Here is a 23,124-nt window from a genome sequence, read left to right as displayed (position 1 = left end):
TCGTGGGGACGTCGGAGGTCGTCGGGACGTCAGCGGTCGTAGAGCCGGAAGAAGCGGGCGGCGGTCACCCGGCCCCGGAAGGGCGCGAGGTCGGCGTCGACGCGTGCGCTCGCCTCGGGGACCTCTTGCTCGAGGTTGTGCGCGTACCGCTCCGCGGCGTGGCACAGCGGGAAGGCGTGCGTGTCGTCGGTCCAGGTGAACTCGGTGAACTGCTCGGGCAGCGCGTACGCGGAGACCGAGGAGCGGCCCTCCAGGCTGGGCACCACGTCGTGCTCGTTGACCAGCGAGTACACCCGGGTCCGCGGATCGGCCGGGCGTTTGCCGTCGACGGGGGAGCCGATCGCGACGACGTGCGTGACCCGGTGGATCTCGCAGAAGTCCCGGTCGGCGGCCAGGTTCATGGCCGTGATCCCGCCCAGGCTGTGGCCCACCAGGGCCAGTTCGCAGCCCGAGGGGATCAGCCGGCGCAGCGCCTTGGAGACGGCCCTGGAGTACGGGGTGGCCGGCCGCGCGACGGCGTGCACGGCGCCCAGCAGGTCCTGGGGGCTCTTGTCGCTGACGCCGGACATGCCGGCGAGCTGGACCACGTACCGCTCGACGCCGTCGGGTCCCACGACCTGCTGGACCAGCAGCGTTCCGTCGGTGCCCACGGCGCCGATGTTGCGGACGTACCCGGCGATGGTGCCGGAGGTGTCGAGGCGCTCGGCGAGGGCGGGGGGCGGGACGAGCGGTTCGGCGCGGCCCGGTCCCCGGTCGAGGAAGGCCCAGACCCGGGCGCTGACGCCGAGGATCGGCTCGGCTCCGGTCAGGGTGCGGCCGGTGGCGATCTCCCAGCCCGCCCCGTCGTTGAGCGGGTTCTCGTCGGTGAGGGCGTTCCAGGCCAGGATGTCGGCGAAGGCGGGGGCCAGCAGTGCGAAGGTCCGCTCCGCGCCCTTGGCGGCGAGGATGGAGCGGAAGACGCGGACCGCCTCCCGCTGCCGGTCCCCTTGGACGGCCCGCAGCACGCGCGCGGTGTCCGGGTCGGCGAGCAGTTCGGGGTGGGTCACGGCGGCGGCCCGGATGCGCGCCTTCAGGCCCGTCACGGCCAGGCTGACCGCGAGGCTCTCCCGGCTGGTGAACACCCCGGTGAGCCAGCCGATCCGGGCCAGGCCGCGGCCGCGCGGGGCCCAGCCCAGACCCTTGGGGTCGGTGATCGTCCGGAGCAGGGTGCGCCGGGCGGCGCCCCCGCCGGCGCCCGGGATCCGGGTGCCGAGGGCCAGTGTGGAGGCGTACTCGGAGGCCTCGCCCACCGCCTCGGCGGCTTCCGCGAGCACGCGGCACAGGTGGTGCAGGGAGGCGGTCTCCGGTTCGTGGCCGGCGACGGCGGTCGTGGCAGCGGTCATGCAGGTGCCCTCCGGGGCGTGGTCGGGGTGCGGACGGCGGGCCGTACGTGCGGCGCGGGGCCCGGCGGCCGGCCGGCCCCGCGCCGCACGTGCGCGCTCAGCGTTCGGCGAGGGTGAGCCGGATGCCGGCCGAGGCGAGGATGCCGGGCAGCGGACGGCAGGGGTCCACCGCGGGCTTGCCGCCGGTGACCCGGTGGCCCCGCAGGACCGCCGCGGTCAGCAGGACCGCCGTCAGCACGCCCAGGTGCTCACCCGGGCAGCGCCCGCCGCCGTGGCTGAACGGCGCCATCCGGATGTCCTGCGCCGCCCCGGACCGCAGCCACCGGGCGGGCACGAACTGGTGGGCCGCCGGGACGTGTTCGGGATCCCGCTGGTGGAACAGGGCGGGCACCAGCACCGCGGTCCCCGCCGGATAGTGGACCCCGCGCCACTCGGTCTCGGCCCGGGTGACCCGTACGAGGTCCGGCACGATCGGGAACAGCCGCAGGGTCTCCTCCACGCAGGCCCGCAGCCGGGGCAGTTCCGCGCCCCCGCCGTCGACCTCGGCCCGCAGCGCCTCCTGCTCGGCGGGGTGCGCGGCGAGCAGCAGCAGGGTGCGCGCCACGGTCGGGCCGACGGTGTCGAGGGCGAGCAGCCAGTGGTGGGCCTGGCCGACCGCGTCCAGCGCGGCGGCCTCCGGCCCCGAGGCCGCCGGGTGGCTGCGGGCGAGCGCGGCCAGGGTGTGGGGCTCGGCCCGGGCGGCGTACTCCTCGACCCGGGCGGCGGCCTTGCGGTACAGCGCCTCGGCGGCCGCGGCCCGGCCCTTGCGCATCCGCATCCAGTTGGCCTCCTCGCGCAGCACGAGCAGCCACCGCGCGAGCTCCTCGTCCCCGGCGGCCGCGTCGCCGAGGACCATCCGGCGCCCGATCCTGGCCACCGTACGGCGCAGCCGCGGGAAGTCCAGCTCGGAGCCCTGGATCAGGGCGGGCGCCTCCTGCGCGATGACCGCCCGGAACTCCTCGCAGGAGGGGTGCACCGGCCGGTCGGCGGCGAGCACCTCGTCGTTGACGCGCCGGCGCTCCTCGCGGGTGTCGCCGTGGGAGCAGATGACGCCCGTGGGCTCCAGCAGGGACAGCCCCTTGTACTTGTCGGGCGCGTCCATGGCGAGGGTGCGCACGGGCAGTTCGTAGAACCGCCGTACGTCGGCGTGGTCGAGCAGGACCAGCAGCGGCCCGGACAGCCCGCGCACCTCCACCGGCGCCCCGCCGTGCCGGGCGCGCATGGCCCGGAGGGTCGCCGCCGACCAGCCCTGCTGGCCGAGGGCCGCCTGCGCCGCCGCCACGCGGGGCCGCAGGTGGAAGGCCCCGCGGACGAACGCGGGCAACGTGTGGGTGGCGGCGAAGCGGACGGTCTCGGCGCGCCCGGCCCGGGCGGGCCGCGGTACGGGGAGGGAGGCGGAGCCGCTCTCCGCGGGCTGGTCCGGGATCCCGGCGGCCCCGGTCGTGCTCTCGTCGGCGGCCCCGGAGCGGGCCGTGGCCTCGGTCATGCCTCCACGACCTTGCCGGGGTTGAGCAGGTTCTTCGGGTCGAAGAGGCGCTTGAGCCCGCGCTGGAGCTCCAGGCTCACCGGGTCGAGCTCGCGGGTGAGCCACTCGCGCTTGAGGGTGCCGATGCCGTGCTCGCCGGTGCTGGTGCCGCCGAGGGCCAGGCCCGCGGCCATGATGTCGTCGTAGGCGGTCTGGGCGCGGCGGAACTCGTCCGCGTCCGATTCGTCGAAGACGACGGTCGGGTGCAGGTTCCCGTCCCCGGCGTGGCCGAGGGTGAAGATCCGCAGCCGGTTCCGTGCGGCGATCTCCTCGATCGTGCCCATGAACTTGGCCAGTTCGGAGCGCGGCACGGCCACGTCCTCGATGAAGGCGGTCGGCCGCCCGCCCAGGGTCGCGGCGAAGGCGCCCAGGGCCGGGGTGACGAGGCGCCGTGCCTCGATGACCTGCCGGGACTCCTCGGAGCCGGAGGCGGTCACCACGTTCCGGGACCCGGCCTCCTTGCACAGCAGGGCCATCGACGCGAGGTCGCGGGCGGGCTCGGCGGTGTCGCTCTCGATGATCAGCGTGGCCGCGGCCCCCGGCGTCATCATCGGGTGCCCGTGGTCGGCGACGGCCTGGGAGGTGGCCCGGTCCAGGAGTTCGAGGGCGGACGGGACGTGGCCGGCCGCGGTGATCGCGGCGACGGCGTCCCCGGCCGCCGTCAGGGTCGGGAACTGCGCGAGCATGGCCAGCGCGGGCGGCCGTACGGGGCACAGCCCGAGCGTGGCTCCGACGATGACGGCCAGGGTGCCCTCGGAGCCGACGAGCAGCCGGGTCAGGTCGTATCCGGCGACCCCCTTCGCCGTGTCGCGGCCGGTCCGCATCCGGCGGCCGTCGGCGAGCACCAGGTCCAGGCCGCGGACGTAGTCGGCGGTGACCCCGTACTTGACGCAGCAGATGCCGCCGGCGCCGGTCGCGATGTTCCCGCCGATGGTGCAGTGCTCCCAGGAGGCGGGGTCGGGCGGGTAGGAGAGGCCGTGCTCGGCGACGGCGTCGTTCAGCCGCTTGGTGACCACGCCGGGCTCGCAGCGCACGAGCCGGTTGGCGGGGTCGATCTCCAGGATGCGGTCCATCCGGGCGGTGCTCAGGACGACGCAGCCGTCGATCGCGTTCGCGGCGCCCGCGAGGCCGGTGCGGGCACCCTGCGGGACGACGGGGACGCCGAGTTCGTACGTGGTGCGCATGATGTGCCGGACCTGCTCGGCGGTGCGCGGGAAGGCGACGACGGCCGGGGTGCCGGCCGCGGAGAACGGCGCGGCGTCGCGGGCGTGCGCGGCGAGGGTCTCCGGGTCGGTGTGCAGGACGTCGGCGTGGTCGGTGAGGAGGGTGCGCAGGCGCGACAGGAGAGGGGTTTCGGGGGACATGAGGGCCTTCTGACGGTGGTGGGGGGAGGCTGGCGTCCGGGCTGCGGAGGGGCCGGGCTTCAGAGGGAGGGGAGCTCGGTGGTCACGGGCACGTCGATGAGCACCGGCCCGTCCTGCTGCGCCGCCGCTTCCCGTACGAGCTTGGTGAGTTCGCCCGCGCCCTGGGCCCGGTGGGTGCGCACCCCGTAGCCCTCGGCGACGGCCGTGATGTCGAGACCGGGGATGTCGAGGCCCGGTGCGCCCTGGGCGTGTTCGAGCTGCGCGAACCAGTGGAGGATCGCGTACTTCGCGTTGCTGAGGACGACGAAGGTGACGGGGACCTTGTACGCGGCCGCGGTCCACAGGGCCTGCACGGCGTAGTGGATGGAGCCGTCGCCGATGACGCAGACCACGGGCCGGCCGGGCGCGCCCAGCTGCGCGCCGACGGCCGCCGCGGCACCGAAGCCGAGTCCGCCTCCCGCGGAGAACAGGTAGGAGTCCGGAGCGGAGATACGGGTGGCCTCGTGGAACTGCGGCACGTTGGAGGGGGATTCGTTGACCCAGAGGGTGTTCTCGGGGGCGCCCTGCGCGATGGCCGTCAGCGCGGCGAGCGGGGTGAGGACCCCGTCGGCCGGCTCGGTGAACCGGACCTGCTCGTGCGGCGCGGGTACGGGCGCGCCCGCGGCCGGGAGCCGCTCCGCGAGGGCCCGTACGGTCAGGGCCGGATCCGCGACGACCGCGTCCCCGACGGGGGCGCGGGCGGCCTCCTCGGCGTCCCGGGTGATGAGCACGAGCCCGGTGCCCTCGGGCAGGTGGGCCCCGGGGATGTAGGGGTAGTAGCGGAACACCGGCGCGCCGACCACGAGGACGAGGTCGTGTCCCGCCAGCTGGCGGCCGAGCGGTCCGATCGCCGGGGCCAGGTCCCCGCGGAACTGCGGGTGGTTGCGGGGGAAGGAGACGCGGGCGGCGACGGGCGCGGCCCAGACGGGCAGTCCGGTGCGCTCGGCGAGTTCGAGGACGGCGTCCCAGGCGCCGGAGGCGTCGACGTCGTCACCGACGACGAGGACGGCGGAGCGGGCGCGGGAGATCCGGTCGGCGAGCGCCGCGACCGTGGCGGCGTCGGGTGCGGCGGCGTGCGTGATCCGGCGGGCGGCTGCGCTCTGGCCGGCCCGGTCCTCCTCCTCGGTGAGCTCCGCGTCGAAGTCGTCCATGGGGAGGGAGAGGAACACCGGCCCGTGGGGCGGGGTTTCGGCGATCTGCACGGCGCGGGCCAGCGCCGCCGGGACGTCGGCGGGGCGCGGGGGCTCGTACGCCCACTTGACGGCGGGCTGGGGCAGCAGCGTGGCCTGCGGGTTGGAGAGCAGGGCTTCCATGGTGAGCATCGCGCGCACCTGCTGGCCCGCGGTGACGACCATCGGGGTGCGGTTCGCACGGGCGTTCAGGATGGCGCCCATCGCGTTGCCGGTGCCGGGCCCGGTGTGCAGGTTGACGAGGGAGGTGGTTCTGGAGGCGAGGGCGAAACCATCGGCCATGCCGACGACGACGGCCTCCTGGAGGCCGAGTACGTACCGGAAGTCCTCGGGGAACCGCTTGAGCATCGGGAGTTCGGTCGAGCCGGGGTTGCCGAAGACCGTGGTGACACCACGTGCTCGTAGAACGTCCAGGACTGATTCGCGAACCGTGCGCATTCGGTGTCCTTCCGCGCAGCCGGGGGCACTGTCGGTGATCAATCCAGCACACTGAGTTGATCTTTACAAAAAGCCTCCACGGCATATTCATCTCTGCTATGCGCGTGCCGCGTACCCGCTTCCCTGCTGGCCACAGGGCCGGCAGGGGTTGACGGCGTGTCCAGGGGACGGGCCCGATGTCCCCCCGATGGGTGGACGGGCTTCAGTGGTTGCGGACCAGGAGCTGCGCCGTCCGGGCCGGGTTCCCGTTCCTCGTCCGAGGGCGGGACCGGGGGTCGCGGGGCTCAGGGGCGCAGCCGCAACGGGTGGTCGGCCGGGACCTCCACCACGGCGATGCGGACCCCGTCCGGGTCGGCGATCCACATCTCGATCAGCCCCCAGGGCTCCCGCAGGGGCGGCCGCAGCACCTCGGCGCCCCGCGCCAGCAGCTCCTCGTACGCCGCCTGCGCGTCGGCGACTTGGAGCCACAGCCGGAGCCCGGGGGCGGGCGGGGCCTCGGCGCGCCCCGAGACCTCGAGGAAGCCGCCGCCCAGGAAGTAGACCGTGCCGCGGTCCGGCCCGGTCCCGAACTCCCGGTGGACGGCGAGCCCGAGGGTGGTGCCGTAGAAGGCGCGCGAGCGCTCCGGGTCGGTGGGGGTGAGCAGGACGCGGCTGCCGAGTACGTGCACCATGCCGACGAGGCTAGGGGGTGTCCGCAGGGGGTGTCTTGCCGATCGGGCCGGATCAACCGCAGCCCGGGGCGTACGGGGTGCCCGGGACGTGGCGCTGCCACAGCTCCCGGTCGTGCGGGCCGGCGGTGGCCGCGCACAGCCGGGGCAGCAGCCGGGCCGGGTCGGTCTCCCACAGGCGGACGGTGTCGTCCCAGCCGGCCGTGACGAGGGTGTGGCCGTCCGGGGCGAAGGCCACGTCGCCGACCGGCAGCGTGTGCCCGGTCAGCGGCCCGCCCAGCGGGGAGCGCTTCGCCACGTCCCACAGCCGGACCGTGGTGTCGGCCGCCCCGCTGGCCAGGGTGCGGCCGTCCGGGCTGAACGCGAGCGCGCCCACCAGGTTCTGGTGGGCGGTCAGGGAGCCGGCCAGGGTGATGCCGCGGGCCGGGTCGGCGGTGTTCCACAGTCGGACGACCCCGTCGGCGCTGCCGGTGGCGAGCAGCCGGCCGTCCGGGGCGAAGGCGAGGCTCATCAGCACCCCCCGGTCGCTCACCTGGGCCCCGGACAGCCCCTGGGGCCGGCCCGGTTCGGTGACGTCCCAGAGCAGGACGTTGCGGTCGATGGCGTTGTTCCCGTTCCCGCCCACCGCGCCCGCCAGGAAGCGGCCGTCCGGGCTGAACACGATCCCGTGCACGTCCGCCTGCTGCCCGAACCAGCCGAGCGGCCCGCCCCGGGGCGCCGGCCGCGCCGGGTCGCCGATGTCCCACAGGGTGGTGACGGAGGGCTGCCGCCGGTTGTCCGTGTTGACCAGCGTCCGGCCGTCCGGGCTGAAGGCGAGCTCGTTGAACGGGCCGGGCAGCGGCTTGCCGAGCCGTTCGGGGTGCGCCGGATCGCTCGCGTCCCACAGGTGCAGCGTCCCGTCGCTCCCGGCGGCGGCCAGGGTGCGTCCGGTCGGGCTGAACTCGATCCAGTCGAGGCGCTCGGCGTCGAATGCCGGGTTCAGCGGACGGGGCACGCCGGGGCCCGCCGACCCCGCGGGCGGGGAGAGGTCGTAGAGCTGGATGCGGCCGTCGAAGCCGAGGCAGGCCAGGATGCGGCCGTCGCCGCTCAGCCGGGCCATGCCGTGACCGGCGAGGACGGTGGGCGGCAGCGCCCACAGCCGGATCGTGCGGTCACCGCCGCCGCTGACCAGGGTCTGCCCGCCCGGGGCGAACACGAGGCTGTTGACGCCGCCGGTCTGCCCGGTCAGCGGCGCGGAGCGGAAGGTGCGGCGCAGGCGGTACGGATCCGAGACGATCCACAGCGCGACGGTGCTGTCCGCCCCGCCCGCCGCGACTGTGCGCCCGTCCGGGCTGAAGGCGACGGTGACCAGCGCGTTGGTGCCCCCGTACAGCGGGCTGCCGACGAGGCTCGCGCGGGCCGGGTCCGTGGTGTCCCACAGCCGCAGCGCCGTGTCGTAGCCGCCGGTGGCGAGCATCCTGCCGTCGGGGCTGAAGGCGAGGGCGTTGACGGTGCCGAAGCTCCCGGCGAGGGGTGCGCCGATCGGGGCCGGTGCGCCGCCCCCGGTCACCTTCCACAGCTGGACGGACTCCTGGGTCGACCCGTCGGCCGCCGCGGCCCGGGTGGTGGCGAGGGTCCGGCCGTCGGGGCCGAACGCCAGGGCGGGCACGGCGCCGAGGCCGGGCACCGGCACGCCGAGGGGGCGCGGGGCCGCGGGGTCGCCGACGTCCCAGAGCCGCAGGCTCACCTCGTCGGTGTCGGCGGCTGCGTGGCCGGCGGTGGCGAGGAGCCGGCCGTCCGGGCTGAAGAGCACGTTCGCGGCGCCCGTGTGCGCCGGCAGCGGCTGCCCCAGCGGGCGCGGCCGGGCCGGGTCGCCGAGGTCGTAGAGGCGGAGCGAGCCGTCGACGCCGCCCACGGCCAGGGTGCGGCCGTCGCGGCTGAAGGAGGCGGTCAGCGGGGTGCCGGGGAGCGGGTCGCCGAGCGGCACGGGTGAGGCTACGCGTCGCGCGGAGGGCGCCGCGGCGGGCAGGCGCCACAGCCGCAGGCCGGGGGCGGCGGCCCCCGCCAGCAGCGTCCCGTCGGGACTGACGGCGACGGCCGTCACGGGCCCGTCGTGGGTGACGGTGACCGGGGAGTGCGGGGCGTTCTGATCGGACACCAGCCGGGTCCGCAGCTGCTCGGTGGGGTTCATCCGGTACGCGGCCAGGTCCAGCTGGGTGGCGAACGCGCTGTCCGCGCCGCGGATCTGGTCCGCGGTCGCGGCGATCTGGTGGCGTACCGCCGTGTCCCGCTCCCTGGACGCGTTCGCGCTCTGCCGTGCGGCGAGGACGGCGGCGCCCGAGGCGAGCACGGCCAGCGCGGTGAGCACCGCGATGAGCGCCCGGCGCAGCCGGGCCGAGCGCGCGGCCTGGCGCTCGGAGGCGGCCAGGAACTCCCGTGCGCCGCCGGACGGGGGAGTCCCCGTCAGGGCCTCGCGGGCGTCGGAGAGCCGGCCGCCGCGGTAGAGCAGGGCCGGATCCTTGCTCCGGGTCCACAGGTCGGCGTCCTGCGCGAGGCGCTGGCGCAGCCGGTTCCCGGCCCGGTCGTCGTCGATCCAGGACCGGAGCCTGGGCCAGGCGCTGATGAGTGCCTCGTGGGTGATGACCACGGAGTCGCGGTACGGGGTGAGCAGGCGGGCCCGGGTGAACTCGCGCAGGACGGCGGCGACGGCGTCGCGGTCGGTGCCGCGGGCGGCGGAGAGCAGGCTCTCGGGGTCCCGCGGGGCGCGGCTGTCCGCCGCGTCGCGCTCACCGACGTTGACCAGCTGGACGAAGACCCAGGGGGCGGCCCGGCGCGCCGCCTCGTCGAGGCCGTCGTAGACCCGGTCGGCGGTCGTGGCGACGGCCCTGCGGATGCCGCCGGTGCGCCGGTACCCCTCGACGGTGAGCACGTGCCCGCGGCGCACCTGCCAGGTGGCCTGGAGCGCGTGCGCGAGCATCGGCAGCCGCCCGGCCTCGGAGGCGGTGCCGGGACCGTCCCCGAGATCACGCAGCAGCAGCTCGACGAGGCCCGGTTCGACGACCAGGTCCTCGTCCCGAGCGGGCAGCACGATCGCGTCCCGCAGCTCCGCCTCGCCCATCGGCCCCAGCAGCACCTGCCCGTGCCGTACGGCGTCGCGCAGCTCCGGATGCGCGGCGCAGGCGGCGACGAAGTCGGCGCGGAGGCCGTGGATGACGAGCGCGGCGGCCGGCTCCCCGGCCGGCCCGGCCGCGAGCCGGGCCAGTACCCGTACGAACGCCCGCCGCTCCGCCAGGTCGGTACAGACGGTGAAGAGCTCCTCCAGCTGGTCCACGAGGAGCACGACCCGTGCGGGCGCGGGCCCCCCGCGCGGCGGCGCGCCGCGCAGGGCCGTTCGTACGAGGAGCTCCGCGGCCTCCGGGCCCTGCGCCAGGGCCCGGCGCACCCGCTCCGGGGCGGTGTCGCCGAGTTCCTCGGACAGGGCGGCGGACAGCGCGTCCGCGAGGGCGGACAGGGGCCGCGCGGTCGGAGTGAGGACGACGCGGGGCCAGTGCGCGGAGCCGGCGGCCGGGAGCGCGCCCGCGGCGATCTCGGGCAGGACGCCCGCCCGCAGCAGCGAGGACTTGCCCGCGCCCGAAGGCGCCACCACCATCAGCGGGCCGCCCGACTCCAGCCGCTGGGCCAGCAGTTGGAGCAGATCGGCGGTGACCTCCTCACGCCCGCGGAACCACTCGTGCTCCTCCGGGGCGAAGGGACGCAGGCCGGGATACGGGCAGCGGTCCCCGGCGCCGTCGCCGCCTTCGCGCGCGCCGCCCGAGAGGGTCCGGCGCAGCGTCCGTACGCCGTCCTCGATGTACAGGTGCATGTCCCGGCCCGCGAGGTAGGCGCGGGCGCTGCCGCTCACCTCGGCGTGCACGGAAGGCTGTTCGGACTCCTGCGGACCGGCGGCCGGATCGGTCATCGCTCGTGGACGGTGAGGTCGCGGCCGGCCAGGTAGGCCCGGCCGTGGCCGGAGACGTTGGCGCTGACGGCGGCGCCGCCACCGGCCGTCCCCGGCTGCGCCGCCGACGCCGCGACGGGTGCGAGCTCGTCGATCAAGTCGCGGACCGGGTCGGCCAGTTCCGGGTGGCGGCGCAGCAGCTCGCGGAACCACTCCTGCCAGTCACCCGCCAGGGCCTGTTCCGCCCTGGTGTCGCCGGTGCGCCGCGCCTCGGTCAACCCGGCGCGCAGGGCGGCGAGTCGGGTGTCGAGTTCCGAGTCCTGCGCATCGTACGATTCCCGGCCGGGCACACCGGCCCGGCCCGTGCGGACCCGTCTCCACAGGGCGATCACGCCGTCCCGAGCCTGCCCCCAGGCGTCCGTGGCCATCGCGCCCAACAAGGACGCCGCCGCGGCAGTCACGATCTCTTCCATGATGAACCCCTCCCTCGCGGACGAGGGTAGGAGCCCCCGCACCCTCCGGGAAGCGTTTCGCCCGCTTCGGCCGGGGCAATGGCTCCGGGGCGGTCAGGCCTCGGGGACGGCGGCGTCGAGCGCCGCGGTGAGGCGGTGGAGGCGGATCTGGAGGTCGCGGATCTCGGCGAGCTCGAAGCCCGTCGCGGCCGCGATCCGGCGCGGCACCTCCACCGCGCGGTCACGCAGCGCCGTGCCGGACGCGGTGAGGCCGACGTACACGGACCGCTCGTCCTCGGTGCTGCGCTCGCGGTGGACCAGCCCGGCCGCCTCGAGGCGCTTGATCAGCGGCGACAGCGTGCCCGAGTCGAGCCGGAGGTGCTTTCCGATCTCCTTGACGGGCGTGGTGCCGTGCTCCCACAGCACCAGCATCACCAGGTACTGGGGGTAGGTCAGGCCGAGGTCCTTGAGGACGACGCGGTAGAGGCCGTTGAAGGCCCTGCTCGCCGAGTTCAGCGCGAAGCAGATCTGGCCGTCCAGGCGGAGGAAGTCCTCCTCGCGGAGGGTTCGGGTGGGCTGCTCGCTCATGGACGCAAGTGTACCCGGGCAGGGCTGCGAGGCATTTAGTTGTGCACAACTTAATTGTGTGCTCTAATTCTGGGTGTCAGCCGATCACCGGCTGAACGGTCACCACCGCGAGAGGAACCCCCATGGACGCGCTGTACACCGCTGTCGCCACCGCCAACGGCCGCGAGGGCCGCACGGTCAGCTCCGACGGCCAGATCGACCTCGCGCTCGCCATGCCCCCGGCGCTCGGCGGCAGCGGCCAGGGCACCAACCCCGAGCAGCTCTTCGCGGCGGGCTACGCGGCCTGCTTCGCCAGCGCGCTCGGCCTGGTCGGCCGGCAGGCGAAGGTGGACACCGGCGAGGTGTCGGTCACCGCGGAGACCTCGATCGGCAAGGACGACACGGGCTTCGCCCTGGCGGTCACCCTCCGTGTCGAGCTGCCGGAGTCCCTCGCCGGCGAGACGGGCGAGCTGCTGGTCAAGCAGGCCCACGAGGTCTGCCCCTACTCCAAGGCCACCCGAGGCAACATCCCGGTCACGCTGGTGGTCGAGTAATCCCCACCGGGGTCTTCCCCCAAGGCTCAGGGCCCGCCCCGTCAGGGGCGGGCCAGGGCGTTCCCCGAACACGGCCCCGGGCCGGCCCGGTCCTCGAGGCACCTGTTCTTCCTGGCAGCCGTGCTGTGCTTCGTCCCCGTCGTGTCGGGGATGCGCCGCACGGCCGCGGCGGGCCGGGCGATGCGCGAGCTGTTCCGGTGCGTCAAGAGCCACGCCGGTGTGGAGCCCGCCGTCTACACCGTCGGTCCGCTCCTGTTCCACGTCGGCCTGCTGCTCCTGGGGCGACACGTGGAAGAGCCGGACCGCCCGCCGCTCACGACCACCGCTTCGGCAGGCCGCTGACCCGCCCCGCGGCCGCGAGCCCGCGGGACGGGCCCGGCGGGGCGGGGACGCGGCCGGTGAACAGGTCCTCCGGGAGCGGGGCCAGGCCGAGCAGGCCCAGCGTGGTGTCGGTCGCGACCCGGTGCCAGGCGGGGGCGTGGCGGAGCATCGCGTGCCCGCCGTACGGCATGGCGATGCCCGCCGCCCGGGCGCCCCGGGCACGAGCCCGCCGTACGTAGTCCCACGACCCCCGCGCGTCGGTGACGCGGTCGGCCTCGTCGTGCAGGAGCACCACGGCCGTGTCGCCGAGGTGCAGCACCGGTTCACCCGGCGGACACCACGGCGCCAGTCCCACCACCGCGCGGACCAGCGGGTCGGCGGCCGCCCGCAACGCCGCGCGCCCTCCCATGGAATGCCCGACCAGCACCACGGGCAGGGGCCCGGCCACGCAGCACAGCTCGTGCAGCGCCTGCCACACGTCGTGGACCGGATCCGCGCGGTGGCCGTTCCAGCCCCGGTGCTCGTAGCGGACCTCCGCCACCACCACACCCCGCGCCGCCCCGGCACCCGCGATCGCCCGCGCGAAGGGGCGCATCCGCAGCCCCGGCAGGTTCGGCCGCGGCGGGGCTTCGAGCCCCTCCGCCCGCCCTCCGTGCAGCAGGAGTACCGCGGCCGTCGGGTTCCGCGGCACCCGGTGCAGCACCAGCGCACCCGCCGGCCCCCTCATGCCCGGCCTGCCCGCAGGGCGCCGGCCGCCGCCGCGGGGTCGCCCCCGAGGACCTGCCCGCAGGCGGGGGTCACGGCCGGGCCCCGAGCGAGATGTCCTCCGTCAGGAGCAGCTGGCGGACATCGAGGTAGCGGGACCGGAACCCGGCTTCGGAGTAGGCCAGGTAGAACTCCCACATCCGCCGGAAGGTCGCGTCGAAGCCCAGCGCCGCCACGGCCTGCGCCTGCTCCGCGAAGCGCTCCCGCCACAGGCACAGCGTCTGCGCGTAGTGGTCGCCGTAGCCCTGGTCGGAGACGATCCGCAGCCCGGCCCCGGCCGCGTGCGCCTCGATGGCCTCGCGGGAGGGGATCAGACCGCCCGGGAAGACGTACTTGCTGATCCAGGTGTGCGTACGGGCGGTGCGCAGCATCCGCTCGTGCCCCATGGTGATCGACTGGAGCGCGATCCGTCCGCCGGGCGCCACCGCGTCGCGCAGGGCGGCGAAGTACGTCGGCCAGAAGTCCCTGCCGACCGCCTCGATCATCTCCACGCTCACCACCGCGTCGTACCGGCCCTCCACGTCACGGTAGTCCCGCAGCTCCACCTCCACCCGGTCGGCCAGCCCCGCGGCGGCGATCCGCCGGCGGGCGAGGTGCTGCTGCTCGGCGGAGAGGGTCAGCGTGGTCACGCGGGCCCCGCGGGCGGCGGCGCGCAGCGCGAGCTCGCCCCAGCCGGTGCCGATCTCCAGCAGACGCGCGCCGGGGCCGACGCAGGCGAGGTCCAGCAGCCGGTCGATCTTCCGGTGCTGCGCGGCCGGCAGGCTCTCGCGGCGGGCGGGGAAGGAGGTGAAGACGGCGGAGGAGTACGACAGGGTCTCGTCGAGGAAGAGCGCGAACAGCTCGTTCGACAGGTCGTAGTGGCGGCGGATGTTCTCCCGGGCCCCGGTCCGGGAGTTCAGCTGGGTCTCGGGCCTGCGCTGCACCCAGGCTCCGCGCAGCCGGCGCAGCGGTACGGGCATGAGGTCGTCCACATGGGCGGCGAGGACGGTCAGCAGGCCGGTCAGGTCGTCACTGTCCCATTCGCGCGCCATGTAGGACTCGCCGAAACCGATCAGCCCGTGCGCCCCGATCCGGCCGAAGAAGGCGTCCGGGTCGTGGACGGTCAGCGAAGGACCGCTGCCCCGGGCCGGTTCGGCGCCGAAGCGGCAGCGCAGGGGCAGGGCGGTCACGGCGCGACGGACCAGCGCGCGGGCGACGGCCGTGTGCCCGAAGGGGGCCGCCGGGGGGCGCGCGACGTCCGGCCACGCCTGCGTACCGGAGGTGTCGGTGTCGGTGTCGGCGTCGGCGCTACGGGGGAGGGAAAGGGTCACGGGAGGATGCCTTCCTGGGGCGCGCGGTCGGGTCGGGGCTGTACGGGCAGCCCGCGGAGCAGCAGTCGGACGGCCTGGCGGCGGATCCCGGCCCAGACGGCGGCCGTGGACCACGGCCGCCGGGCGGCCACGCGCAGCAGGGCCAGGGCGGTGGCGGGTCGGTGCCGGCCGTGCAGGGTCGCGGTGAAGGGTCGCTGCCCGGCGCGCTCGAGCTGGACGGCGATCTCCAGCCGCTCCCGCGGCTCCGGCAGGCGCATGCGGTAGTGGCCGTCGACGGGGAAGAACGGCGAGACGTACAGCTCCTTCGCCGCCTCGGCCCGGCCGGCCTCGTCGGTCCGCAGGAGGTAGCAGTGCCGCCGGCCGTAGGTGTTGTGGACCTCGCCCACGACGCAGACCAGGGCTCCGGCGCGGTCGTGGCACCAGTACAGCGTCAGCGGGTTGAAGACGTACCCCAGCACCCGGGCGTGGGCCAGCATCAGGACCTGCCCGCCGTCGAGGTGTACGCCCCGGGAGGCCAGGTACGCGTCGAGGCCGGCCCGGATCGTCGGTGCGGCGGTGAAGTGGTCCCTGGCGTCGAAGCGGGCCAGGGGGCGCAGCGGCCACGGGAGGCGGGGGAGCGCGTCCAGGTCCACGAGCCACATGTACGTGAGGTGCCGGAAGGAGTGCCGGACCGGGGCCGTCCGCGCGTGCGAGACGACGCAGTCGTACAGGGCCGGCACGGCGACCGGCGGAAGAGCGGGGGGCGTGGGGACCACCGGGACCACCGGGCCCGCCGGAGCCGCCGCGGCCTTCGGACCCCTCCGGATCGTCGGCCTCGTACGCTGCGCCACCGTGGGCGCGTCCACCCGGCTCACCACCGCACCCCCAGCGCCTCGGCCGCCCGCACGCCCGATCGGCAGCCGTCCTCGTGGAAGCCCCACCCGTGGTACGCCCCGGCGAACGCGGTGACCCGCGTGTTGAGGCGGGGCAGCGCCCGCTGCGCGGCCACCGACTCGGGCGTGTAGACGGGGTGCGCGTAGTCCATGCGGGCCAGGACGCGCTCGGGGTCGATCCGCCCGCCCGGGTTCAGGGTGACGACGTACCGGGCGTCGCCGGGCAGCCGCTGGAGCCGTGTCATGTCGTAGCTGACCCGCACCCCTCCCGGCCCCGGATGGCAGTCGTCGAGATGGTGGTTCCAGGAGGCCCGGGCCCGGGGCGAGCGGGGCAGCAGGCCGGTGTCGGTGTGCAGCACCGTCGGGTTCGTCTCGTACCGGAAGGCGCCGAGGATCCGCCGCTCGTCCCGGGTGGGCTCGGCCAGCAGGCGCAGTGCCTGATCGGGGTGCGTGGCGATGACGACGCAGTCGTAGGCGTCGGTGGTGCCGTCCTCGGTGCCCACCAGGACGCCGCTCGGTATCCGGTCCACCCGGTTGACCGGGGTGGCGGTCCGGATGTTGCTGATCTCCTTGGCCGCCTTGTCCACGTACGCCGCGCTGCCGCCGGTGACCGTCTTCCACTGGGGGGAGCCGCTCACGGACAGCAGCCCGTGGTGGTCGAGGAAGCGGAACAGGTAGGCGGCCGGGTACTCCAGCGCGGTCTCGGTGGGGCAGGACCACACGGCGGACACCAGCGGCGTGATGAAGTGGCCGACGAAGTACGGGGAGAACCCGCCGTCGGCGAGGAAGGCGCGGAGGGTCAGCCGCTGCTCCGGATCGCGCTCGGCCAGCAGGCGGCGGGCCCGGCGGTGGAAGAGCGGCACCTCCGCGAGCAGCCGCAGGTACCGGCCCGCCAGGGCGGCCCGCCCGGTGAACAGGCCGGCTGCGCCGCGGGCGCCGGCGTATTCCAGGCCGCAGCCGTCGCACCGTACCGACATGCTCATCTCGGAGTCCTGCGTGGCCACTCCGAGCTCGCGGAAGAGCCGCATCAGCAGGGGGTACGTGCGCTCGTTGTGGACGATGAACCCCGAGTCCACCTGCACCGTTCCGCCGCCCGGGGCCGGCAGTTCATGGGTGTGGGCGTGGCCCCCCAGGCGGGGCTCCGCCTCGTACAGCGTGACGTCGCACGCCTTCTGCAGGACGTAGGCGGCGGTCAGCCCCGCCACCCCGCCGCCGATCACGGCCACACTCTGGGTACGCACAGTCAGTCACTCCCCACCGGTCGCCACGCCGCCGTCCGGACGGCGTTTCCCCCTGCTTCGCGGCCGAAGTGCGCGCGGATTGGTGGCAGTTGCCGAAAGCTGAATCAACAGCGGTGCGAGGTGTTGCACATCGATCGGAAATTGGCGACCCGGTTGACCAATCCGCACAGATGTCTGCTCCGAAGACCGGTCAAGAACGTGAACCTGGCAGCATCCGGAGCGGTCGGCCCTCTTCGTGGAAGGGCCGGTCCTTTCGACAGGAAAGGACTGTCATGCGACGGACGGACCCCGGCGGACCCTCCGCCACCACCGGGCAACCGCTGCCCTTCGGTGTCCCCGACACCGCTGCCCCCCGGCTCGAAGACCTGATGTCCCGGGTGGCCCGCGGCGACAAGGACGCCTTCTCCGCTCTCTACGACGCCCTGTCCGGGACCGTCTTCGGAGTGGTGGTCCGGGTCGTACGCGACCGCGCCCAGTCCGAGGAGGTGGCACAGGAGGTGATGATCGACTTGTGGCGGCAGGCCGCCCGCTACCGCCCCGAACAGGGCAACGTGCGCACCTGGGCCGCCACGCTCGCCCACCGCCGGGCCGTCGACCGGGTCCGCTCCGCCCAGGCCGCGATCAACCGCGAACACGACCAGGCGGCGCGACAACAGGCGCGGCCGTTCGACGAAGTGGCCGAACAGGTCGAAACAAGGCTGGAGAGCGAACAGGTCCGGCGCTGCATGCGCGGCCTGACCGAGATCCAGCGCCAGGCCGTCACCCTGGCCTACTACCAGGGACTGACCTACCGCGAGGTCGCCGAGACCCTGCGCACACCGCTGCCGACGATCAAGACACGCATGCGCGACGGGCTCATCCGGCTGCGCGACTGCATGGGGGTGACCACATGAAGCACGACGGAGAACTGCACACCCTCACCGGCGCGTACGCCCTCCACGCACTCACACCGGCGGAACACGAGGTGTTCACCACGCACCTCGCCGACTGCCCTTCCTGCCGGCAGGAAGTGGCCGAGTTCGCCGCCACCGCGGCCCGCCTGGCCGGGGCCGCCACCCTGCCACCGCCCGCGCACATGAAGGACGCGGTCCTGTACGGCATCGACTCGGTCCGCCAACTGCCGCCGCTGCTGCCCGACTCGGGCAGGCCGATGACGTTCACGGCCGTCCTGCGCCGCAAGGCCATCACGCTGGCCATCGCCGCGAGCATCGCCGGGGCGGCCGTGCTCGGGGGCGCCACCGTCTGGCAGAAGCAGCTCGCCGAGGACGCCCGGCAGCAGGCCCAGGCCTCCGAACGCCGCCTCCAGGACGTCAGCGCCGTCGTGGCCGCCCCCGACGCCCGTACCGTACGGGGCCGCACCACCACCGGCGCCGCCACCTCCGTGGTCAGCTCCAAGCTGCAGAACCGGGCGGTCTTCATCGGCGCCGGGCTCCCCGACCCCGGAGCGGGCCGGACGTACCAGCTCTGGTTCGAGGACCACGGCACCATGCGCCCCGCCGGCCTCCTCACCCAGGACGGGGCCACGCTCATGCAGGGCGGCATCCAGGGCGCCTCGGGGGTGGGGCTCACCGTCGAACCCGCCGGCGGATCCGCCCGGCCCACCACCCGCCCGCTGCTGCTCCTCAACCTGCCGGCCTGAGCCCGCCCCGCCTTCCTAAGGGGCGGGCTTCGGGGCGGGCTTCGCGCGCACGTGCATGCGTTCGCCCTGCCGGCCGAAGAGGCTGAGCACCTCGACGGGCCGGCCGTCGGCGCTGCTGAACCAGTGCGGCAGCCGCGTGTCGAACTCGGCGACCTCGCCGGGGCCGAGGACCAGATCGTGCTCGGGGAGCACCAGCCGCAGCCGGCCCTGGAGCACGTACATCCACTCGTACCCCTCGTGGGTGCGCAGGTCCGGCTCCGCACCCCGGTCGGTAATGATCATCTTGTACGCCTGCAAGGGTCCCGGAGTCCGGGACAGCGGGACGTACGAATCGCCGTTCGGCATCGCGTGCGGGGTCAGCCGCACCCGGGGGTCGCCCACTTCGGGCGCTCCCACCAGATCGTCCAGCGGCACGCGGTACGCACCGGCCAGCGGCAGCAACAGCTCCAGGCTGGGGCGGCGCTGCCCGGACTCCAGCCGGGACAGGGTGCTCTTGGAGATGCCCGTCGTCTCGGAGAGCGCGGCCAGGGTGAGGCCGCGCCTGGCGCGCAGCCGCTTGAGCCGCGGGCCGACCTCGTCGAGAACGGTCCGGTAGGGCGCCGGTGCGTCGGCCGGAGTGCCGGCTGGTGTGTCCATGGAGGCATTCCACCCGCCCGTCCCGGAAACGGCAACAAGAGTTGTCGAATCGGATCCCCCGGGGGCAGGCTCCGAGGCATGAGCCCACACAGCGATTCCGGCCCCGCGCACGGCCATGCGGACGGACCCGCGCACACGCACCCGGCCGGCCACGGTCACGGCCGCCACTCCACCGACGTCGACTGGGAGGTCATGGCGACCCGGCTGGAGAGCGGCGCCGAACTGCAACTCCCCGGCCTGCGCCGGACGGCGGCCCACCTGAGCGGGCTGTTCGACCCCCGGGCCGAGGTCGGCCGCATCCTCGACATCGGCAGCGGACCCGGCGTGATGACCTGCGTGCTCGCCGAGGCCTTCGCCGGCGCCCGGACCGTCGCCGTCGACGCCACGCCCGGGCTGCTGGACCGCGCCCTGGCCCGCGCCGAGAAGCTCGGCCTCGGCGACCGGGTGTCCGTACACCACGCGGAACTGCCCGAAGGCCTGCACGGAGGGGACGGGCCCGGCGGGGACGGCCTCGGCACGGCGGACCTCATCTGGAGCAGCAAGGCCGTCCACCACCTCGGCGATCAGCAGGGCGCCCTGGACGCGCTGGCGGGCGCACTGCGGCCCGGCGGGGTGCTCGCCGTGGCGGAGGGCGGTCTGCCGATGCGCTTCCTCCCGCGCGACATCGGGATCGGCCGGCCCGGCTTGCAGGCCCGCCTCGACGCCGTCCACGAGCACTGGTTCTCGGTCATGCGGGCCGAGCTCCCCGGCACCACCCCCGTCGTCGAGGACTGGCCCGCGATGCTGGGCCGCGCCGGGCTGTCCCGCGCCGGGAGCTTCACGTACCTCCTCGACCTGCCGGCCCCGCTGGGCGGGACGGCCCGCACCTTCCTGCACACCCAGCTGACCCGGCTGCGGGAGGCCGCGAGCGACATGCTCGACGCGCAGGACCTCGACACCCTCGACGCGCTCCTCGATCCCGCGGCCCGGCACGGGATCCTGCACCGGCCCGACGCCTTCCTCCTGTCCGCCACCACCGTCTTCACCGGCGTACGGGAGGCCTCCGGCGGCTGACCCCCGCCCCGGCCGCGGCGATCCCCGCCGCGTGCCCGACCGCGTGACCCGGGGCACAGGCGGGGGCCGAGTGGGGACGCGGCGGTGCGGGCACGTTCAGGGGGCGACACAATGACCACGGTTGTTCTCTTTGATCCAGTACGGAGGAATGGGCGGATGCTCAACGAAAGAGCGGGGCAGCAGGCGCGCCCGGAGGACCTGGTCGACGTGGCCCGGCTCGTGACCGCCTACTACGCGCTGCACCCCGATCCGGCGGATCCCGGCCAGCGCGTCGCCTTCGGCACCTCGGGACACCGCGGCTCCTCCCTCGCCACGGCCTTCAACGAGGACCACATCGCCGCGACCAGCCAGGCGATCTGCGAGTACCGGGCCCGGCAGGGCATCGACGGCCCCCTCTTCCTCGGCGCGGACACCCACGCCCTGTCCGAGCCCGCCCGGGTGACCGCCCTGGAGGTCTTCGCCGCCAACGACGTGACCGTGCTCGTCGACTCCGCCGACGGCTACACCCCCACGCCCGCGGTCTCGCACGCGATCCTCACCCACAACCGGGGCCGCACCTCGGCGCTGGCCGACGGCGTGGTGGTCACCCCCTCGCACAACCCGCCCGCTGACGGCGGCTTCAAGTACAACCCGCCGCACGGCGGGCCCGCCGGATCGGACGCGACCGGCTGGATCCAGGAGCGCGCCAACGAGATCATCACCGGCGGGATGAAGGAGGTCCGGCGCATCCCGTTCGCGCGCGCCTCGGCCGCCGCGACCACGGGTACGTACGACTACCTCGGCACGTACGTGCGCGATCTGCCGTCCGTGCTCGACCTGGACGCCGTCCGCGCGGCGGGCGTGCGCATCGGAGCCGACCCGCTCGGCGGGGCCTCCGTCGCGTACTGGGGGCGGATCGCCGAGGAGCACCGCCTCGACCTGACCGTGGTCAACCCGTACACCGACCCCACCTGGCGGTTCATGACGCTGGACTGGGACGGCAAGATCCGGATGGACTGCTCCTCCCCGTACGCGATGGCCTCGCTGATCGAGGGCCGGGACCGCTTCCAGATCGCCACCGGCAACGACGCGGACGCCGACCGGCACGGCATCGTGACCCCGGACGGCGGGCTGATGAACCCCAACCACTACCTCGCCACCGCGATCGAGTACCTCTACGGCCACCGCGAGCAGTGGCCGGCGGACGCGGGCGTCGGCAAGACCCTCGTCTCCTCGGGGATGATCGACCGGGTGGCCGCGGACCTGGGCCGTGAACTGGTCGAGGTGCCCGTCGGTTTCAAGTGGTTCGTCGACGGGCTCTCCCGCGGCGGCATCGGCTTCGGCGGCGAGGAATCCGCCGGGGCCTCCTTCCTGCGCCGAGACGGCTCGGTGTGGACCACCGACAAGGACGGCATCCTGCTCGCCCTGCTGGCCTCGGAGATCCTCGCCGTGACGGGGCAGACCCCGAGCGAGCGCTACGCCGCCCTCACCGCCCGGTTCGGCGAGCCGGCGTACGCCCGGATCGACGCCCCGGCCACCCGGGAGGAGAAGGCGGTCCTGGGCCGGCTGTCCCCCGATCAGGTGAGCGCGGACACCCTGGCCGGGGAACCGGTCACGGCGGTGCTGACGCAGGCTCCGGGGAACGGGGCCGCCATCGGCGGCATCAAGGTCACCACGGAGCACGCCTGGTTCGCGGCGCGCCCGTCGGGCACGGAGGACGTCTACAAGATCTACGCCGAGTCCTTCCTGGGCGCCGACCACCTGACCCGCGTACAGGAGGAGGCCCGTTCCGTCGTCTCCGCGGCGCTGGCCGACTGAGCCGCCCCGCGGACGAGCCGTCACCGAGGTCACCGACGCGCCTCGCGCCGACGAACCCGCCACCCCACCCGGGACTTCTCAGTAGGGTGGCGGGCTCCGGGAGTTCGCGCGGAGGGAGCGGTCATGCGAGGCGGCAAAGTCGCGGTGGTGGGCGGGAGCGTTGCGGGCTGCGCGTTGGCCTCGGCGGCCGCCCGCGCGGGCGCCGACGAGGTGGTGGTGCTGGAGCGCACCCGCGGGCGGCTGGCGGACCGGGGACTGGGGCTCTGCATCCACGACGGCCGGGCCGCCGAACTCACCGCCACCGGCGCCCTGCCCGCCGGCATCGCCGCCCACCCGCTCACCCGGCGCCGCTGGATCGTCCGCGACGACGCGGCGGCCGGCCCGGCCGGGAGGGTGTTCTGGGAGCAGCCGTTCCCCTTCCACTCCTACCACTGGGGCCTGCTGTGGCGCGGCCTGCGGGAGGCGACGCCCGCCTCGGTGGTCTACCGGCAGGGCGCGGCCGTGACGGGCGTGGCCGACACGGGCGAGCGGGCCGAGGTACGGACGGCCGACGGGACCGCCGAGCCCTTCGACCTGGTCGTCGGCGCCGACGGATACCGCTCGGTGGTGCGCGAGGCGGTCTGCCCGGAGTCCCGGCCGGTCTACGCCGGGTACGTCTGCTGGCGCGGGAACCTCGACGCCCGGCGGCTGGACGGGCTCGGAAACGGCGGCGTGCCCACCGACGCGGTGACCACCGTCTGCTTCACCGGCGGCAGCTGCGTCGTCTACCCCATCCCCGGGCCGGACGGCCCCCGGGTCAACTGGGTCCTGTACGCCATGCCCCCGCGCGGCAGCCGGCTGCCGTTCGACGATCCGACGAGCTTCCCGCCGGGCCGCGTGACCGAGGAACTCACCGCACACCTGCGCACGTTGCTGGAGCGGGAGTTCCCGCCCCACTGGGCGCAGGTGCTCGCGCTGACGGAGCCCGCCGACACCTACGTCCAGCCCATCTACGACCTCGAGACGGCCCGCACGACGGCCGGTCGCCTGCTGCTCGCGGGCGACGCGGCCACCGTGGTGCGCCCGCACAACACGAGCGGGGTGGCCAAGGCGCTCCAGGACGCCTCCGCGTTCGAGGACGCCTGGCGCCGGGCCGGCGGCTGGGCCGAGCTGCTGGGCGGATACCAGGCCGCGCGCGGCCCCGCGGGGCGGGAGATGGTCGCCCTCGCCCGCCGCCTCGGCCGGGGCCAGGTCGAGCGGACCCCTGCCTGGGCCGCGATGAACCACCGCGAGGTGGAGTCGTGGTGGCGGGAACTGCTCGACGGCGCCGCCGACATCGGCGGCCAGGCCATGACGCCGAAGACCGGTGGCTGATCG

At 75.0% G+C, this 23,124-nt stretch carries 20 protein-coding genes; 7 read left to right on the top strand and 13 right to left on the bottom strand.

Translation table 11 applies throughout. The features are described 5' to 3' along the window. Positions 1 to 29 precede the first annotated feature (29 nt). The 8 genes from ACFYZS_RS21225 to ACFYZS_RS21190 all read right to left on the bottom strand — a co-directional run bounded on the left by ACFYZS_RS21225 (position 30) and on the right by ACFYZS_RS21190 (position 11,601). Entirely contained in the window at positions 30 to 1,382 is a 1,353-nt protein-coding gene (locus ACFYZS_RS21225; RefSeq protein ID WP_389014640.1) for an alpha/beta hydrolase, read from the bottom strand. A 97-nt stretch (positions 1,383 to 1,479) separates the two neighbouring features. Then, entirely contained in the window at positions 1,480 to 2,907 is a 1,428-nt protein-coding gene (locus ACFYZS_RS21220) for a cytochrome P450 (RefSeq protein ID WP_389014637.1), read from the bottom strand. Then, positions 2,904 to 4,310: an FAD-binding oxidoreductase gene (locus ACFYZS_RS21215; RefSeq protein WP_389014634.1), complete on the bottom strand. Its 1,407-nt coding sequence runs from the start codon at positions 4,308 to 4,310 to the stop codon at positions 2,904 to 2,906. The genes ACFYZS_RS21220 and ACFYZS_RS21215 overlap by 4 nt, the downstream gene beginning before the upstream one ends. A gap of 59 nt (positions 4,311 to 4,369) precedes the next feature. After that, positions 4,370 to 5,977, bottom strand: a complete 1,608-nt coding sequence (gene mdlC, locus ACFYZS_RS21210; RefSeq protein WP_389014631.1) for a benzoylformate decarboxylase — start codon at positions 5,975 to 5,977, stop codon at positions 4,370 to 4,372. 284 nt (positions 5,978 to 6,261) lie between these two features. After that, positions 6,262 to 6,648: a VOC family protein gene (locus ACFYZS_RS21205; protein ID WP_389014628.1), complete on the bottom strand. Its 387-nt coding sequence runs from the start codon at positions 6,646 to 6,648 to the stop codon at positions 6,262 to 6,264. 52 nt (positions 6,649 to 6,700) lie between these two features. Beyond that, positions 6,701 to 10,582: a hypothetical protein gene (locus ACFYZS_RS21200; protein ID WP_389014625.1), complete on the bottom strand. Its 3,882-nt coding sequence runs from the start codon at positions 10,580 to 10,582 to the stop codon at positions 6,701 to 6,703. After that, positions 10,579 to 11,034 carry a hypothetical protein gene (locus ACFYZS_RS21195; RefSeq protein WP_389014622.1) on the bottom strand — a complete coding sequence of 152 codons (456 nt, stop codon included), beginning with the start codon at positions 11,032 to 11,034 and terminating at the stop codon, positions 10,579 to 10,581. The genes ACFYZS_RS21200 and ACFYZS_RS21195 overlap by 4 nt, the downstream gene beginning before the upstream one ends. Positions 11,035 to 11,127: 93 nt before the next feature. Next, the gene (locus ACFYZS_RS21190) at positions 11,128 to 11,601 is read right to left on the bottom strand and encodes a MarR family winged helix-turn-helix transcriptional regulator (protein ID WP_389014619.1); all 474 of its coding nucleotides are present in this window, start codon (positions 11,599 to 11,601) and stop codon (positions 11,128 to 11,130) included. Between the two features lie 122 nt (positions 11,602 to 11,723). Here ACFYZS_RS21190 and ACFYZS_RS21185 point away from each other — a divergent pair, with 122 nt between their 5' ends. Both ACFYZS_RS21185 and ACFYZS_RS21180 read left to right on the top strand, forming a co-directional pair. Beyond that, positions 11,724 to 12,134, top strand: a complete 411-nt coding sequence (locus tag ACFYZS_RS21185) for an organic hydroperoxide resistance protein (RefSeq protein WP_048479056.1) — start codon at positions 11,724 to 11,726, stop codon at positions 12,132 to 12,134. 120 nt (positions 12,135 to 12,254) lie between these two features. Further along, the gene (locus ACFYZS_RS21180) at positions 12,255 to 12,476 is read left to right on the top strand and encodes a hypothetical protein (protein WP_389014616.1); all 222 of its coding nucleotides are present in this window, start codon (positions 12,255 to 12,257) and stop codon (positions 12,474 to 12,476) included. Here ACFYZS_RS21180 and ACFYZS_RS21175 read toward each other — a convergent pair. The 4 genes from ACFYZS_RS21175 to ACFYZS_RS21160 form a co-directional block, all read right to left on the bottom strand. Continuing rightward, positions 12,448 to 13,182: an alpha/beta fold hydrolase gene (locus ACFYZS_RS21175; protein ID WP_389014613.1), complete on the bottom strand. Its 735-nt coding sequence runs from the start codon at positions 13,180 to 13,182 to the stop codon at positions 12,448 to 12,450. The two genes, ACFYZS_RS21180 and ACFYZS_RS21175, sit on opposite strands and share 29 nt — an antisense overlap. 70 nt (positions 13,183 to 13,252) lie before the next feature. Continuing rightward, positions 13,253 to 14,530, bottom strand: coding sequence for a class I SAM-dependent methyltransferase (locus tag ACFYZS_RS21170; protein ID WP_389014610.1), 1,278 nt, complete (start codon positions 14,528 to 14,530; stop codon positions 13,253 to 13,255). Then, positions 14,527 to 15,294: a DUF1365 domain-containing protein gene (locus tag ACFYZS_RS21165; RefSeq protein WP_389015165.1), complete on the bottom strand. Its 768-nt coding sequence runs from the start codon at positions 15,292 to 15,294 to the stop codon at positions 14,527 to 14,529. The genes ACFYZS_RS21170 and ACFYZS_RS21165 overlap by 4 nt, the downstream gene beginning before the upstream one ends. A gap of 86 nt (positions 15,295 to 15,380) precedes the next feature. Continuing rightward, a complete protein-coding gene (locus ACFYZS_RS21160) occupies positions 15,381 to 16,649 on the bottom strand; it encodes an NAD(P)/FAD-dependent oxidoreductase (RefSeq protein ID WP_389015162.1) in 1,269 nt (422 codons plus the stop codon). 362 nt (positions 16,650 to 17,011) lie between these two features. Here ACFYZS_RS21160 and sigK point away from each other — a divergent pair, with 362 nt between their 5' ends. Both sigK and ACFYZS_RS21150 read left to right on the top strand, forming a co-directional pair. Next, entirely contained in the window at positions 17,012 to 17,536 is a 525-nt protein-coding gene (sigK, locus tag ACFYZS_RS21155) for an ECF RNA polymerase sigma factor SigK (protein WP_389015159.1), read from the top strand. Then, complete coding sequence (locus ACFYZS_RS21150; RefSeq protein WP_389014607.1) at positions 17,533 to 18,282, top strand: anti-sigma factor domain-containing protein; 750 nt, start codon at positions 17,533 to 17,535, stop codon at positions 18,280 to 18,282. Before sigK ends, ACFYZS_RS21150 begins: the two co-directional genes overlap by 4 nt. A gap of 15 nt (positions 18,283 to 18,297) precedes the next feature. Here the strand turns inward: ACFYZS_RS21150 and ACFYZS_RS21145 are convergent, their stop codons facing one another. Next, positions 18,298 to 18,918, bottom strand: a complete 621-nt coding sequence (locus ACFYZS_RS21145) for a helix-turn-helix domain-containing protein (protein WP_389014604.1) — start codon at positions 18,916 to 18,918, stop codon at positions 18,298 to 18,300. A gap of 78 nt (positions 18,919 to 18,996) precedes the next feature. Here ACFYZS_RS21145 and ACFYZS_RS21140 point away from each other — a divergent pair, with 78 nt between their 5' ends. The 3 genes from ACFYZS_RS21140 (at position 18,997) to ACFYZS_RS21130 (ending at position 23,121) form a co-directional block, all read left to right on the top strand. Next, complete coding sequence (locus ACFYZS_RS21140; protein ID WP_389014601.1) at positions 18,997 to 19,971, top strand: class I SAM-dependent methyltransferase; 975 nt, start codon at positions 18,997 to 18,999, stop codon at positions 19,969 to 19,971. 156 nt (positions 19,972 to 20,127) lie between these two features. Further along, on the top strand, positions 20,128 to 21,768 hold the full coding sequence (gene pgm, locus ACFYZS_RS21135) for a phosphoglucomutase (alpha-D-glucose-1,6-bisphosphate-dependent) (protein WP_389014599.1): 1,641 nt from the start codon (positions 20,128 to 20,130) through the stop codon (positions 21,766 to 21,768). Positions 21,769 to 21,891: 123 nt separating this feature from the next. Continuing rightward, positions 21,892 to 23,121, top strand: a complete 1,230-nt coding sequence (locus ACFYZS_RS21130; protein WP_389014597.1) for an FAD-dependent monooxygenase — start codon at positions 21,892 to 21,894, stop codon at positions 23,119 to 23,121. The last annotated feature ends 3 nt before the right edge of the window (positions 23,122 to 23,124 follow it).

The sequence above is a fragment of the Streptomyces sp. NPDC001903 genome, from assembly GCF_042891345.1.
Classification (GTDB): Bacteria; Actinomycetota; Actinomycetes; order Streptomycetales; family Streptomycetaceae; genus Streptomyces.
Note: the sequence above shows the minus strand (reverse complement) of the source record. Positions and strands in the feature narration are given on the sequence as shown.